Below are 12886 nucleotides of genomic sequence, written 5' to 3'. Positions count from 1 at the left end.
ATCGGCTCTGTCACCCGCCGCGCGGCAGCGCGCAGGCCGCCGTGCCGCCCGGCATCCGGTGCCGGTAGCGCGCCACCAACCGGTACACCGCCGCCGCCACCGGCCGCACCGGCGCCAGCCTCAGCACCCCGCCCAGATACGCCCAGACGTTCCCCGAGCGCAGCAGCAGCTTCGCCACCGCCTGCGCCCCGCCGAACACCTCCCCCGTCGGCGTCACCCAGAGCACCTCCCGCTCCGCCCGCTCCCGGGTGACCCCCAGCTCGGCGAGATCGGCGAACTGGAACGGCACCGCCGTCCACCCTCCCGAGGCCAGCGTCTGCCGCAGGTACCGCTCGGCGATCCGCACGCACGAGGTGCAGAACGCGCAGTCCCCGTCGAAGACCAGCACCGGATCGGGGGCCTGGATCAAGGCTTCCTCACTCACCATGCTTCCTCACTCGTCATGAAGGCGATCCTGCACCATCCGGATCGAACCACCCGCATTCGGGGAAGACTCGCCCCACACCGTCCACATGACGGCTCTTCAGACGATCATCAACGCGACAGGCCAGCGGCGCGATACCCTGCCGCTGACAGGGGAGGAGGGGAGGCCGCAGCCATGGCGAAACTGGACATGACCCCCGGGGCGCAGATACCCCGCACGGACGGCGGTGGACCGCAGACCGCGGTCACCCAGGCGCTCGCGTCGGTCGCCTACCGCGACGGCGAGCTGGCGGATTTCGTCGCGAAGGTCCAGGACGGTGTCACGGGTAAGAAGGCCCGCTTCAAACTGCTGGAGCCCAACCTCGGCGAGGCGTACAGCAAAGCGGTCATCGCCCGCACCCTGGGCGTCGGCCGCAAGCCGATCGTGCCCTCGTTCGGCACCGAGCCGCGGATGGTGGTCGAACACTGCCTGGCCGCCGAGGCGGTGCGCGACACCCGGGACCGCCGGCTGATGCTGGTGACCCTGCTCACCGGCGTCCTCTTCCTGCCCGGCATGCTGCTCTGGCTCGGCGCCTTCCGCCTGCGCTACTGGCTGGCCGCCGACGGCAAGCGGCGCGAAGGCCTCTACGGCCCGCTGGTGCTGGTGCTGCTGCTCCTGGTGGCCGCCGCGCTGGCCTGGCACCCCCCGTTCACCGGCCTGCTCGGCGTCTACACCCGGGTGGTCATGCTGATGCCGGTCGTCGGCTGGTTCATCGCCAAGCGGATCTGCCTGCTGACCGTACGGGAGCTGCGCGCCCGCTGGACCGAGACGATCGACGGCGGCGCCGTCGCCGTGGTCCCGCAGGCCGTCCCGCGCAACGACCAGGACAAGCGCGCCGCCCAGCTGAAGACCCAGCTCACCCAGCTCTCGCTGGAGCAGGACACCAACGTCCTGCACTACGCCGGAGTCAACGGGATACTCGGCCTCGGCAAGCGCTGGGGCTCCTGGGAGATGGTGGAGGACCTCAAGCCCGCCGAGGGTCACGAGGAGTTCCGCAGCTTCAACACCTGGGACCTGGTCAAGAAGATCACCGACCGGCTCAACGGTCTCGGCCGCAGCCACGTCGGCAACGGTGCCGTGCCCAACTCCTCGGTCGAGCAGTGGGTGATCATGGAGGTCGGGGCCGGCGCCGACGAGATCGGCCGGCCCGGCGGCCCCGACATGGACGGCCCCCGGATGCGCGACCACGCCGTGGCCAGCGTCGCCAACCGCCAGGGCTTCGGCCTCGACGGCCCCCGCCACTACCTGGGCACCCAGTTCGTCCTCAACCAGGGCCGGCTGATCGTCAGCGTGCTGATCACCGTCACCGTGCTGAGCAACACCCTGCGGGTCTCGGTCAACGGCCACACGCTCGGCCCGGTGGCCGGCGCCTTCCACGACAAGCCCAAGCCCAAGCAGATCAGCCGCGCCAAGACCGGCAAGTTCTGGGAGGAGGAGACCATCCAGCTGCCGCTGATCAGCAACGACGAGGTGGTCCGCCAGGCCCTGCGGGCACCCTTCCTGCGCTCCCCCGGCCTGCTCGCCTACCTCGGCGGCACGATGAAGCTGCCCGAGCCCTTCGGCCTGCGCACCGCCTGGGCCACCGCCCCCTGGAACAGCCGCTTCATGGCCGACGACTCGATGCGGATCACCTCCCCCGTGGTCAGCGCGGTGCTCGCGGCGACGGTGGAGTTCCTGGCCGACCACGACATCAACACCGACCGGTTCGCCAACCGCGGTCTGATCCTCAAGTCCGAGCTACAGGGCGTGCGGCCGTTCCGGGCGGACGTCTACGACGCCGGGTGACCGCAAGCGGTGGGCGGCTCCGACGCGCGGCGCGCGTGGGAGCCGCCCATCGCTTCTCACTCAGCCCTGCGGCCAGGCCTCGGCCAGCATCTTGCGGGTGTCCGCCAGCAGTTGCGGCAGCACCTTGGTGTGCCCCACCACCGGCATGAAGTTGGCGTCCCCGCCCCAGCGCGGCACCACGTGCTGGTGCAGGTGCGCCGCGATCCCCGCGCCGGCCGCCATTCCCTGGTTCATCCCGATGTTGAACCCGTGCGCCCCGGAGGCCGCCCGCAGCGCCGTCATCGCCTGCTTGGTCAGCAGCGCCAGTTCGACGGTCTCCTCGTCGGTCAGCTCGGTGTAGTCGGCCACGTGCCGGTACGGGACCAGCATCAGGTGCCCGCCGTTGTACGGGTAGAGGTTGAGCACCGCGAAGACATGGGTGCCCCGGGTGATGATCAGCCCGTCCTCGTCGCTGAGCGAGGGGATCGAGCAGAACGGACACCCGTCGTCGGGAGCCGGACCGGTGGGCTTGTTCTCGCCCTGGATATAGGCCATCCGATGGGGCGTCCACAGGCGCTGGAAGCCGTCCGGCTCCCCGACACCCCGCTGCAGTTCCGGCTCACTCGTCATGCCGATCAGCATATTCGGCCCGAGTGGCCACCGAACCAGTGCGGGGCGGACTCCTGTTCAGGAGTCCGCCCCGCACCAAGGTCAGCGGTCAGACCTGGATGCGACGCTGCACGGCGTCAACGATCTCGGCCACGGCCTCGGCGACGGGCACGCCGTTCTTCTGCTCACCACTGCGGTAGCGGAAGCTCACCGCCCCGGCCTCGACGTCGTCGTTGCCCGCGATCAGCATGAACGGCACCTTGGCCTTCTGGGCGTTCCTGATCTTCTTCTGCATCCGCTCGTCCGAGGCGTCCACCTCGACCCGGATCCCGTGCTTCTTCAGCTCGGCCGCCACCTCCTGGAGGTACGGCACGTGCTCCTCGGTGATCGGGATGCCGACCACGGTGACCGGGGCCAGCCACGGCGGCATCGCACCGGCGTAGTGCTCCAGCAGCACCGCGAAGAAGCGCTCGATCGAGCCGAACAGCGCGCGGTGGATCATCACCGGCCGCTGCCGGTTGCCGTCCGCGCCCTGGAACTCCAGCTCGAAGCGGTTCGGCAGCTGGAAGTCGACCTGGATGGTCGACATCTGCCAGGTGCGCCCGATCGCGTCCCGCGCCTGCACCGAGATCTTCGGGCCGTAGAAGGCCGCACCCTCGGGGTCGAGGACGAGTTCGAGGTTCTGCTTCTCGGCCGCCGCGCGCAGCGTCTCGGTGGCCTCCTCCCAGTCCTCGTCCGAGCCGATCGACTTCTCCGGGTCCCGGGTGGAGAGCTCCAGGTAGAAGTCGGTCAGCCCGTAGTCGCGCAGCAGCTCCAGCACGAAGGTGAGCAGCGAGTCGAGCTCGCCGGCCATCTGCTCCTTGGTGCAGTAGATGTGCGCGTCGTCCTGGGTGAAGCCGCGGGCCCGGGTCAGACCGTGCACCACACCCGACTTCTCGTACCGGTAGACGGTGCCGAACTCGAAGAGCCGCAGCGGCAGTTCACGGTAGGACCGACCGCGCGAGCGGTAGATCAGGTTGTGCATCGGGCAGTTCATCGGCTTGAGGTAGTAGTCGTTCTCGCCGTCGAGCTGCATGGGGGGGTACATGCCGTCGGCGTACCAGTCCAGGTGACCGGAGACCTCGAACAGGGTGCCCTTGGTGGCGTGCGGGGTGTAGACGAACTCGTAGCCCGCCTCCTCGTGCCGCTTGCGCGAGTAGTCCTCCATGGCCCGGCGCATCACGCCGCCCTTGGGGTGGAAGACCGCGAGGCCGGAGCCGATCTCCTCGGGGATGGAGAAGAGGTCCAGCTCGCTGCCGAGCTTGCGATGGTCGCGCTTGGCGGCTTCGGTGAGGAAGTCCAGGTGCGCCTTCAGCTCGTCCTTCGTCGGCCAGGCGGTTCCGTAGAGGCGCTGCAGCTGCTTGTTCTTCTCGCTGCCGCGCCAGTAGGCGGCGGCCGAGCGCATGATCTTGAACGCCGGGATCATCCGGGTGCTCGGCAGGTGCGGGCCGCGGCACAGGTCGCCCCAGCAGAGCTCGCCGCTCTTCGGGTCGAGGTTGTCGTAGATGGTCAGCTCGCCGCCGCCCACCTCGACGTCCGCGCCCTCGCCGGCCGTGGCGGCCGACCCCTTGAGGCCGATCAGCTCCAGCTTGTACGGCTCGTTCGCCAGTTCCTCGCGGGCCGCCTCGTCGGTAACCACCCGGCGGGCGAACTTCTGGCCCTTCTTGATGATCTCCTGCATCTTCTTCTCGATGGCCTTGAGGTCATCGGGGTGGAACGGCTTCTCGACGTCGAAGTCGTAGTAGAAGCCGTCCTTGATCGGCGGGCCGATGCCCAGCTTGGCCTCGGGGAAGATCTCCTGCACGGCCTGGGCCATCACGTGCGCGGTGGAGTGGCGCAGGATGTTGAGGCCGTCCTGGCTGGTGATCTCGACGGGCTCGACCTCGTCGCCGTCCTGCACCTGGTAGGCCAGGTCCTTCAGCGCACCCGCGACCCGCGCCGCGACCACCGCGCGGTCCTCGGCGAACAGCTCGGCGGCGGTAGTGCCCGTGGTCACCACGCGCTCTTCCCGATCGGGTTCGCGGTTGATGATTACCCGGACGTCCGTCACCGGTCTCTCCTGACGTGCTGGCTTTGATGGGGCGCAGCAGGTGCTGCGTTCCCCGATGGTACCGAGCCCGCCATGCTCACCGTGCACCTAGCTGTACCCCCGGCCGGGCACCCAGCGGCGCACCGGCGGGACCGGAGCCGGTTCGAGCTGGTTCGAGCGGGATTGAAGCGGTACGGCCCCGGGGTATCACCTGGTCAGCACCGCACCGCGAACCTGGTGCACCGTCAGTCCTCGACGGTGCACCGGGCCGGTCGACGGGGAGCGCCCAGGGGAGCTGAGGGGTGGTCACGATGGAGAGCCCGCACTGGTACGAAGGCCGACTGGCCTCCTTCGACACCGAGACCACCGGGGTGGACGTGGAACAGGACCGGGTGGTCTCGGCCGCCCTGGTCCTGCAGGCCGCGCCGGATGCCCCGGTGGAGCGGCTGACTTGGCTGGCCGATCCGGGGATCCCGATCCCCGAGGGGGCCCGGGCGGTGCACGGGATCACCGACGAGCGGGTGCGGGCGGACGGCCGCTCGCCGGCCGTGGTGACGGCGGAGATCGCCCGCGCGCTGGCCGAGCAGGCGCGGGCCGGGATACCGCTGGTGGTGATGAACGCGCCCTACGATCTGACGCTGCTGGACCGGGAATTGCGCCGGCACCGGCAGAGCTCGCTGGCGTCCGTGCTGGCCGACGCCGAGTTGCTGGTGGTCGATCCGCGGGTGCTGGACAAGCACGTGGACCGCTACCGCAAGGGCCGTCGCACGCTGACCGACCTCTGCGCGCACTACGGCGTCGAACTCGCCGACGCGCACGACGCGGGCGCCGACGCGTGGGCCGCACTGCAGTTGGTCCGCGCGATCGGTCTGCGCCACCGCACCGCGCTGGGCGACTTCTCGGCGGCCGAGCTGCATCTGCGTCAGGCCGTCTGGCACGCGGCCCAGGCGCGCGGGCTGCAGAACTGGTTCGACCGGTCCGGCACTCCGGAACGGGTCGACCGCTCCTGGCCGCTGCGCCCCGCCCGCTGCGCGGGCTGCGGAGTGCCGCTCGCGGCCGAGCACCGCTGCGAGAGCGCGGCCTGAGCCCGCCTCGGCCGACCGGCCGGACCCGGAAACTGCATCGGGCCCCAACTGCCTTGGCAGTTGGGGCCCGATGTTGTCCGGTGGGCGATACTGGGATCGAACCAGTGACCCCTTCGGTGTGAACGAAGTGCTCTCCCGCTGAGCTAATCGCCCGGGCAACGAGAAGAACAATAGCACCGTCCCGGGGGTGCCTTGCAACGCGGTTCCGGCCACCGCACCCCGACGGCCGCCCGACACCGCGACAGCGACCGGGCGGGAAAGGCTCGGTGACGAGTCCTCAGTTCCGCGGAACTCCCGCCGCACCGCGATCGGTGACTTGCCGGCGACTCGGAGAACGGCAAAAAGGCGTAGGACCCCGGTCAATAAATAACCGGGGTCCTACGCCTTACTTGCAATCCGGTGGGCGATACTGGGATCGAACCAGTGACCCCTTCGGTGTGAACGAAGTGCTCTCCCGCTGAGCTAATCGCCCGGCTGCAGGGAAAACATTACCGCATCCCGAGGGGTGCTCCGCGCCACCCCCGCCCCGACCATCCGGCACCGGCCCCCACCAGCCCGCCTGTCGCCATCCGTCACGATCCGTAACCATTCCCGACTCCTCCCCGACCGCCGCACAGCCGGTACCGATTTCCGCTTCCGCCCCGGTTCCGCCCCGGTTCCGAGCCAATGCGCAATGCGCCGGAAGGGTTACCAGGACGGCCCGAATCGGGACAGAGGGGTTTACATCGCCGCTGGGGGTGGGATGGTCCGTTCGCCGACGTGCGATTCCCCGAGCGCACACTGAGCGAAAGGCCCTGGCGCTTATGAACACCACGGTCAGCTGCGAGCTGCACCTGCGCCTCATCGTGTCCAGCGAGTCGTCACTGCCCGTCCCCGCGGGCCTGCGCTACGACACTGCCGACCCCTATGCCGTGCACGCCACCTTCCACACCGGTGCCGACGAGACCGTGGAGTGGGTGTTCGCCCGCGACCTCCTCGCGGAGGGGCTGCACCGACCCACCGGGACCGGCGACGTCCGGGTGTGGCCGTCACGCAGCCACGGACAGGGAGTCGTCTGCATCGCGCTGTCTTCCCCGGAGGGGGAAGCCCTGCTGGAGGCCCCGGCCCGGGCGCTTGAGTCCTTCCTCAAGCGGACCGACGCCGCTGTCCCGCCCGGCACCGAGCATCGCCACTTCGATCTGGATCGGGAGCTGTCGCACATCCTCGCCGAGAGCTGAAGCGCCGGGGGTACTCCCCCCGGTGGCCGGTCGACCTGCGGGGTCGACTCACGGGTCGACGGTCAGGTCGACCTTCAAGGTGGCTGTCCTACTCGGGGGCACGGCCACCGATACCACCGCGCTTCGCGGTCTCGGGGCCGGTCGTCCAAGGTGTTCGCGGTGAGTGGCGCGAGCACCCGCCGAAGGCGCCCGGTGTCATGGTGCCTCGCCCGCCGTCGCGGGCGAGGGCCCTGATGCCGGGCGCCTTCGGCGTGCGTACGCCTTGGCCCGGTAGAGTGCGCCGGTGATGACCCGATGCGGGCGGTACCGCCGCCCCCGGCGCACGCGAGGAGTTCCCACGTGCTGATCACCCACGACACCGAGTGTGCCCTGGGCATCCTGGTCGACCTGCTGAACACCGCTCCAGAGGTGAGCGGCTTCGAGCAGCTGTCCGACCTGGTCGCGCTGGACGCCTTCGTGGTCCGGCAGGACCTCAGCGAGATCGACGCGGTCACGTCAGCCGACCTGGTCGCGGTACACGGGCTGCGCGGCCGGCTGCGGGAGATCTTCACCGCCGGCTCCACCGAGCTGGCGGCCGAGCTGGTGAACGTGCTGGTCGCCTCGGTGAACGCGACACCCCGGCTGACCGACCACGACGGCCACGGCTGGCACATGCACTACTTCGCCCCGCACGCCGCGCTGGCCGACCACCTGGCGGCCGAGCTGGGGATGGCGCTGGGCCTGATCGTGATGGCCGGCGAGCGGGAGCGGCTGCGGCGCTGCGAGGCGCCGGACTGCGCACGGGTCTTCGTGGACCTCTCCCGCAACCGCTCGCGCCGCTACTGCGACAGCCGCACCTGCGGGAACCGGATGCACGTGGCCGCCTACCGGGCGCGGCAGCGCTCGGCGGCGGACGAGGCAGGGGTGGCGCTCGGCGTGAGCTGAGCGGCACCGCGCCCGGTAACCGGCGGGCGGCGGGCGGCGGGCGGCGGGCGGCGGGCGGCAGCTCAGATGCCGCGCTTGCGGAGGATCTCCTCGATGTCGGAGAAGTCGCCGAGCTCCTCGGCGGCGCTCTTGCCCTTCTTCGGCGCGACCGCGGGCGACGGGGCCGGCCCGCTCTGGGCGGCACCGGCCTGGGCAGCACCGGCCTGAGCGGCCGCCTGGCGCGGCTCGCGGCTCTTCGGCTCGACCCGGCGGCCCTGATCACCGCTGCCGCCGCCGCTGGCGCCCAGCCGGCTCAGCGCGAGCAGCAGGACGGCGATGCCGAGCAGCCCGATGCCGGTCCAGACCCGGGGGTCGAAGACGAGCCGGGTCGCCCAGTGCCCGACAGCGCGGCCGATCGCGGTGCCCACCGGGACCAGCCCGGTCAGATAGACGCCGGCGGGCAGCAGCGCCAGCCCGGCCCAGCGGGCGGCCGTGCGCCAGCGGCGGCGCCAGCCGTGCAGGCCGGCCAGCACCAGCCCGCCGAGCGTCAGGGCGTAGCAGATCGCACCGGTGAGCATGGTCTGGCTCCGTCCTGCTGATTTTCCGTTCAGGGTCCCTGGTAGTGGAACACTGGGCGCATGACCGAAGGTTCCCTGCCCCATCTCGAATTCTGGTGCGAGCTGCAGTGCCCCGACTGCGGCACCGCGCTGGACGACATCCGCGCGCTGCGTGCGCGCTTCGGCGACGCGCTCACCATCTCGCTGCGCCATTTCCCACTGGAGAAGCACAAGTACGCCTACCCGGCCGCGGAGGCGGCCGAGGAGGCGTTCGCGCAGGGCCGGGGGTGGCCGTTCGTGGAGGCGGTGCTGGCCCGGGTGCCGGAGCTGGAGCAGCGCGGCCAGGAGTTGCTGATCGAGGTGGCGGCGGAGCTCGGCCTGGACGCCGAGGAGGTCGAGCTGGCGCTGATCGACGGGCGCCACATGCTGGCGGTGGACGCCGACCAGGCCGAGGGCAAGGCGATCGGGGTGACCGGCACGCCGACCTACCTGGTGGCCGGGCAGCGGCTGGACGGCGGCAAGAGCCAGCAGGGCCTGCTGGAGCGGATCACCGCGCTGCTGGAGGGTTAGGGCTGGGTTGGCGCCGGTCCGGCGGATCCTGCCGGGCGCGCGGCCGCTCAGAGCGATTTGGCGAGCACCCGCCGGGTGGTGCGGTAACCCAGGGACTCGTAGAGGCGGATCGCGACCTGGTTGGCCGTGTAGACGTTGAGGCCCAGGGCGTGGACCCCGGCGGCGAGGCATTCGCGTTCGGCCGTGAGCATCAGCTCGCGGCCGTAGCCTTTTCCGCGCTGGTCGGCGGCCACCTCGACGGTCATCACCCAGGCGAAGGCGGTGCCGTCCGGCAGCCGGCCGTCGTGCAGCGCGACCCAGAGACTGCCCACCGGGCTTCCCCCGGCGACCAGTTGGCGCAGCACCACACCCTGGCTGGCATGGCCCTCGGCCAGCAGGTGGGTGTGGTCGGCCTCGCAGCGCTCGAGGGCCTGGGCTTCGGTGAGGCCGGCCATCCGCAGGTGGGACCGGTACTCGGCCTTGGTGCCTTCGAGCCACTGCGGGTAGGCCGCCCGGTCGATCGGACGGACCGTCAAGCCCGGTCGCAGACCTGGCGGTTGGCCGAGCCGCTTGAGCAGCTTCCGGTTGGTCTCGGTGTAGCCGAGGGCCAGCGCCAAGGCGTGCGCCGGGCCGGCGTCGACCGGGACGGCGGCCTCGGCGCGATGGCAGCCCCAGGCGCGCAGCACCTCCTCGGCGGCGAGCACCGCGATGGTGCCGCGCCCGCGCCGACGGCCCTCGGTGATCTCCAGGTCCTCGATCCGACCGGTCAGCCGACTGCCGTGCGGGTGCGCGCTGGTGTGCACCGAGCCCACCGGGCGACCGTTGGCGCAGACCAGCCAACGGCGGTCGCGCCGGCCGTCCGGGTAGGCCTCTTCAGGGCCGGCGGGCCGCAACGTGGTGGTCATGGCTCGTCTCTTCCCCGGCTGGGCCACTGCCTAACGACCTACCGGACCGACCGGCGGCGACTGGGGCCGCCGGCTCGTCACGGGTCGATGTCGTCGGCCGAGCGGGCCGCGAAGAGGGCCATCGCGCGAGCGGTGACCGGGCCGGGTGCGGGCAGCACGCGGTCGTCGATCCGGCCGACGGCCTGGACGTCGCGCAGGCTGGAGGTGAGGAAGACCTCCTCGGCCTCGCCCAGCACCGAGTAGGGCAGGTCGGCCTCTTCGGCCCCGCACCAGTCGGCGACCAGCGCGCGGGTGATGCCGGCCAGGCAGCCGGAGGCGAGCGGCGGGGTGAGCAGCCTGCCGCCGAGCACGACGAAGACGTTGGAGCCGGTGCCTTCGCAGAGCTGTCCCGCGGTGTTGGCCAGCAGCGACTCGGAGGCGTCCTGGCGGTGCGCGTGGGCGAGGGCGACCACGTTCTCGGCGTAGGAGGTGGTCTTGAGGCCGGCCACGGCGCTGTGCTCGTTGCGGGTCCACGGGACGGTGGCGACGGCGGTGGTCTCGGGGCGCGCGGGGCAGCTGCCCAGGGCGATCACCAGGGTCGGCGGGGCGTCGCCGCGGTCGGAGCCGAGCGGGGCGACCCCGCCGGTGTAGGTGATCCGCAGCCGGCCCAGCGGCATCGGATTGGCGGCCAGCACGGCCTCGCAGCCCTTGCGGACCGCTTCGAGGTCGGGGGCGGGCAGGCCGAGGCCGATGGCCGAACGGGTCAGCCGATCGAGGTGGCGGGTGAGGGCGAAGGGTCTTGCGTCGACCGCCTTGACGGTCTCGAAGACGCCGTCGCCGACGGTGAGTCCGTGGTCGAAGACGGAGACCTCGGCGCCGGCCTCGTCGACCAGCGCTCCGTTGAGCCAGATCATCGGGATCACTCCTCAGGCAGGAGGGCGGGGAGCCGGAGCGAGGGTTTCTACTCCGGCTGCTCACCCGACGCTATCGCGACCAGGCGGGCGGCCTTGAGTTCGGTTTCGGCCCACTCGGCCTCGGGGTCGGAGCCCCAGGTGATGCCGGCGCCGGTGCCGAAGTGCAGGACGGGGGTCGCCGGTCGGCTCCGGTCGATCCAGAACGTGCGGATGCCGACGGCGAGTTCGGCCCGGTGGCGGTCGGCGTCGACCCAGCCGACAGCGCCGCAGTAGGGTCCGCGCGGGGCGGTCTCCAACTCCTCGATGATGCGGAGCGCGCTGGACTTGGGCGCGCCGGTGACCGAGCCGGGCGGGAAGGTGGCGGCGAGGAGTTCGGGCCAGCCGGCGCCGGTGCGCAGGGTGCCCTCGACGGTGGAGACCAGGTGCACCAGCCCGGGGTGCTTCTCGACCACGCAGAGGTCGGGCACGGTGACGCTGCCGGTGGCGCAGGCCTGGCCGAGGTCGTTGCGGACCAGGTCGACGATCATCACGTTCTCGGCGTGGTCCTTCTCCAGCAGGTCGTGCTCGGTGCGTCCGGTGCCCTTGATCGGGCCGGAGGCGATGGTGCGCTCGGCCCGGCTGAGGTAGAGCTCCGGGGAGGCGGTGGCGATCTCCACGCCGTGCTCGGGCAGGCGGATGGTGCCGGCGTAGGGGGCGGGGTTGCCGAGCGCGAGCAGGCCGGTGAGCGCGTCGATGTCGCTGTGGGCCGGGTCGGGGTCGGGCAGCGGCGCGGTCATCACCCGGCAGAGGTTGGCCTGGTAGACCTCGCCGGCCGCGATGTGTTCGCGGATCCGGCGCACGCCCGCGAGGTAGCCGGCCCGGTCCAGCGAGCTGCGCCAGCTGTCGGGGCTCGGCCCGCGCCAGCGGTCGGCGGCCGGGGCGGGCACCGGGTCTGGGTGGACCTCGGCGAACCGGGCGCAGGTCAGGCGGCCTTCGAAGTCGTAGGCGACGGCCCACCAGCCCTCGCTCTCCAGCGCGGCGGGGTCGTGGGTCACCTCGCACAGCCCGGTGGCGAGTCGGCCGCCGAAGCGGGCGATCGGCTGGTCGGGGCGCGGGGCTGGTCTGACGGGGGGCACGGTTCTCCTGCTGGTGGTTCACGGTCCGCGCCGGGCAGGGGTGGGCCCGGCGGGTGGGGTGCGGTGGGTCGAAAGTCTAGGTCGCCTCCTGGTCGCGACGGCGGTGCGGCGGCTGACCTGCGCGGACGCCGACGGGGCCGGAACGGGCGCTGAGCAGCCGGGTTCGACGGGTGCCCGGCGACGGCCTGCGGATACGGAATTTGAGCTGGCCCAGGTTTCCGCTAAAGTTCAACACGTCGCCGGGAAACGGAGCCGCCAGAGAGCGGTGAAGAGCCCCGAAGACAGGCGGACGTGGCTCAGTTGGTAGAGCATCACCTTGCCAAGGTGAGGGTCGCGAGTTCGAATCTCGTCGTCCGCTCGGTGAAGGACAGCATGATCGTCCTAACTGATATGGTTCAACCGAAGTTGCCTGGTGGAGTGGCCGAGAGGCGAGGCAACGGCCTGCAAAGCCGTGTACACGGGTTCAAATCCCGTCTCCACCTCCAGAGGTCCCCGGCTTGCCGGGGTCTTCCCGCGCGATTAGCTCAGCGGGAGAGCACTACCTTGACACGGTAGGGGTCACTGGTTCAATCCCAGTATCGCGCACCAGCCCTACGTGGCTCGGCCTGGCAAGGTCTGGCGGCGGCACCCTCGTGGTGCGGTTGACCCGCGCGATTAGCTCAGCGGGAGAGCACTACCTTGACACGGTAGGGGTCACTGGTTCAATCCCAGTATCGCGCACTGATCCTCAGGGATCACCGATCCCTCGGGATCACGGA

General features: G+C 71.1%; 12 protein-coding genes and 6 tRNA genes. 9 read left to right on the top strand and 9 right to left on the bottom strand.

Annotation, left to right across the window (positions count from 1 at the left end; genetic code table 11):
• Nucleotides 1-10: 10 nt before the first annotated feature.
• Complete coding sequence (locus OG403_RS31270) at nucleotides 11-427, bottom strand: thiol-disulfide oxidoreductase DCC family protein (RefSeq protein ID WP_329570323.1); 417 nt, start codon at nucleotides 425-427, stop codon at nucleotides 11-13.
• Between the two features lie 171 nt (nucleotides 428-598).
• On the opposite strand from OG403_RS31270, the gene OG403_RS31265 reads away from it, so the two are divergent.
• Nucleotides 599-2248, top strand: coding sequence for a hypothetical protein (locus OG403_RS31265; RefSeq protein ID WP_329570322.1), 1650 nt, complete (start codon nucleotides 599-601; stop codon nucleotides 2246-2248).
• A 60-nt stretch (nucleotides 2249-2308) separates the two neighbouring features.
• Here OG403_RS31265 and OG403_RS31260 read toward each other — a convergent pair whose 3' ends face one another.
• Both OG403_RS31260 and thrS read right to left on the bottom strand, forming a co-directional pair.
• Nucleotides 2309-2869 (bottom strand): HIT family protein, encoded by a 561-nt coding sequence (locus tag OG403_RS31260; protein ID WP_329570319.1) that lies wholly within the window; start codon nucleotides 2867-2869, stop codon nucleotides 2309-2311.
• A 76-nt stretch (nucleotides 2870-2945) separates the two neighbouring features.
• Nucleotides 2946-4925 carry a threonine--tRNA ligase gene (gene thrS / locus OG403_RS31255; protein ID WP_329570317.1) on the bottom strand — a complete coding sequence of 660 codons (1980 nt, stop codon included), beginning with the start codon at nucleotides 4923-4925 and terminating at the stop codon, nucleotides 2946-2948.
• A gap of 290 nt (nucleotides 4926-5215) precedes the next feature.
• Here thrS and OG403_RS31250 point away from each other — a divergent pair, with 290 nt between their 5' ends.
• Nucleotides 5216-5989 (top strand): exonuclease domain-containing protein, encoded by a 774-nt coding sequence (locus tag OG403_RS31250; protein WP_329572661.1) that lies wholly within the window; start codon nucleotides 5216-5218, stop codon nucleotides 5987-5989.
• Between the two features lie 81 nt (nucleotides 5990-6070).
• Here the strand turns inward: OG403_RS31250 and OG403_RS31245 are convergent.
• Nucleotides 6071-6142 (bottom strand) — tRNA-Val (locus tag OG403_RS31245).
• Nucleotides 6143-6389: 247 nt separating this feature from the next.
• Nucleotides 6390-6461: transfer RNA gene (locus tag OG403_RS31240), tRNA-Val, on the bottom strand.
• Between the two features lie 331 nt (nucleotides 6462-6792).
• Here OG403_RS31240 and OG403_RS31235 point away from each other — a divergent pair.
• Nucleotides 6793-7206 (top strand): SsgA family sporulation/cell division regulator, encoded by a 414-nt coding sequence (locus tag OG403_RS31235; RefSeq protein ID WP_030056266.1) that lies wholly within the window; start codon nucleotides 6793-6795, stop codon nucleotides 7204-7206.
• Nucleotides 7207-7545: 339 nt separating this feature from the next.
• Nucleotides 7546-8130: a CGNR zinc finger domain-containing protein gene (locus OG403_RS31230; protein WP_329570315.1), complete on the top strand. Its 585-nt coding sequence runs from the start codon at nucleotides 7546-7548 to the stop codon at nucleotides 8128-8130.
• A gap of 62 nt (nucleotides 8131-8192) precedes the next feature.
• Here the strand turns inward: OG403_RS31230 and OG403_RS31225 are convergent, their stop codons facing one another.
• Nucleotides 8193-8687: a hypothetical protein gene (locus OG403_RS31225; protein WP_329570313.1), complete on the bottom strand. Its 495-nt coding sequence runs from the start codon at nucleotides 8685-8687 to the stop codon at nucleotides 8193-8195.
• A 60-nt stretch (nucleotides 8688-8747) separates the two neighbouring features.
• Here OG403_RS31225 and OG403_RS31220 point away from each other — a divergent pair, with 60 nt between their 5' ends.
• Nucleotides 8748-9236 (top strand): DsbA family protein, encoded by a 489-nt coding sequence (locus OG403_RS31220; RefSeq protein ID WP_329570311.1) that lies wholly within the window; start codon nucleotides 8748-8750, stop codon nucleotides 9234-9236.
• A gap of 47 nt (nucleotides 9237-9283) precedes the next feature.
• On the opposite strand, the gene OG403_RS31215 is transcribed toward OG403_RS31220, so the two are convergent.
• From OG403_RS31215 to OG403_RS31205, 3 genes are all read right to left on the bottom strand, one after another.
• Nucleotides 9284-10120 carry a GNAT family N-acetyltransferase gene (locus tag OG403_RS31215; protein WP_329570309.1) on the bottom strand — a complete coding sequence of 279 codons (837 nt, stop codon included), beginning with the start codon at nucleotides 10118-10120 and terminating at the stop codon, nucleotides 9284-9286.
• A 77-nt stretch (nucleotides 10121-10197) separates the two neighbouring features.
• Nucleotides 10198-11013 (bottom strand): aminotransferase class IV, encoded by an 816-nt coding sequence (locus OG403_RS31210; RefSeq protein WP_329570307.1) that lies wholly within the window; start codon nucleotides 11011-11013, stop codon nucleotides 10198-10200.
• Between the two features lie 47 nt (nucleotides 11014-11060).
• Nucleotides 11061-12128, bottom strand: coding sequence for a chorismate-binding protein (locus OG403_RS31205; protein WP_329570305.1), 1068 nt, complete (start codon nucleotides 12126-12128; stop codon nucleotides 11061-11063).
• 285 nt (nucleotides 12129-12413) lie between these two features.
• Between OG403_RS31205 and OG403_RS31200 the strand changes: the two genes are divergently transcribed.
• From OG403_RS31200 to OG403_RS31185, 4 genes are all read left to right on the top strand, one after another.
• Nucleotides 12414-12486, top strand: a tRNA-Gly gene (locus tag OG403_RS31200).
• A 53-nt stretch (nucleotides 12487-12539) separates the two neighbouring features.
• Nucleotides 12540-12613 (top strand) — tRNA-Cys (locus OG403_RS31195).
• A gap of 28 nt (nucleotides 12614-12641) precedes the next feature.
• Nucleotides 12642-12716 (top strand) — tRNA-Val (locus OG403_RS31190).
• A 60-nt stretch (nucleotides 12717-12776) separates the two neighbouring features.
• Nucleotides 12777-12848, top strand: a tRNA-Val gene (locus OG403_RS31185).
• Nucleotides 12849-12886 lie beyond the last annotated feature (38 nt).

The organism is Kitasatospora sp. NBC_01266, from assembly GCF_036242395.1.
In the GTDB taxonomy this organism is placed as follows: Bacteria; Actinomycetota; Actinomycetes; order Streptomycetales; family Streptomycetaceae; genus Kitasatospora.
This window is presented reverse-complemented; position numbering and strand designations above follow the sequence as displayed.

Bases quoted from the DNA above. Each gene is read 5' to 3' on its own strand.
- OG403_RS31235 (WP_030056266.1), top strand. From the start codon at position 6,793: ATGAACACCACGGTCAGCTGCGAGCTGCACCTGCGCCTCATCGTGTCC.
- OG403_RS31270 (WP_329570323.1), bottom strand. From the start codon at position 427: ATGGTGAGTGAGGAAGCCTTGATCCAGGCCCCCGATCCGGTGCTGGTC.
- OG403_RS31225 (WP_329570313.1), bottom strand. From the start codon at position 8,687: ATGCTCACCGGTGCGATCTGCTACGCCCTGACGCTCGGCGGGCTGGTG.
- OG403_RS31220 (WP_329570311.1), top strand. From the start codon at position 8,748: ATGACCGAAGGTTCCCTGCCCCATCTCGAATTCTGGTGCGAGCTGCAG.
- OG403_RS31265 (WP_329570322.1), top strand. From the start codon at position 599: ATGGCGAAACTGGACATGACCCCCGGGGCGCAGATACCCCGCACGGAC.
- OG403_RS31215 (WP_329570309.1), bottom strand. From the start codon at position 10,120: ATGACCACCACGTTGCGGCCCGCCGGCCCTGAAGAGGCCTACCCGGAC.
- OG403_RS31260 (WP_329570319.1), bottom strand. From the start codon at position 2,869: ATGCTGATCGGCATGACGAGTGAGCCGGAACTGCAGCGGGGTGTCGGG.
- OG403_RS31210 (WP_329570307.1), bottom strand. From the start codon at position 11,013: ATGATCTGGCTCAACGGAGCGCTGGTCGACGAGGCCGGCGCCGAGGTC.
- OG403_RS31250 (WP_329572661.1), top strand. From the start codon at position 5,216: ATGGAGAGCCCGCACTGGTACGAAGGCCGACTGGCCTCCTTCGACACC.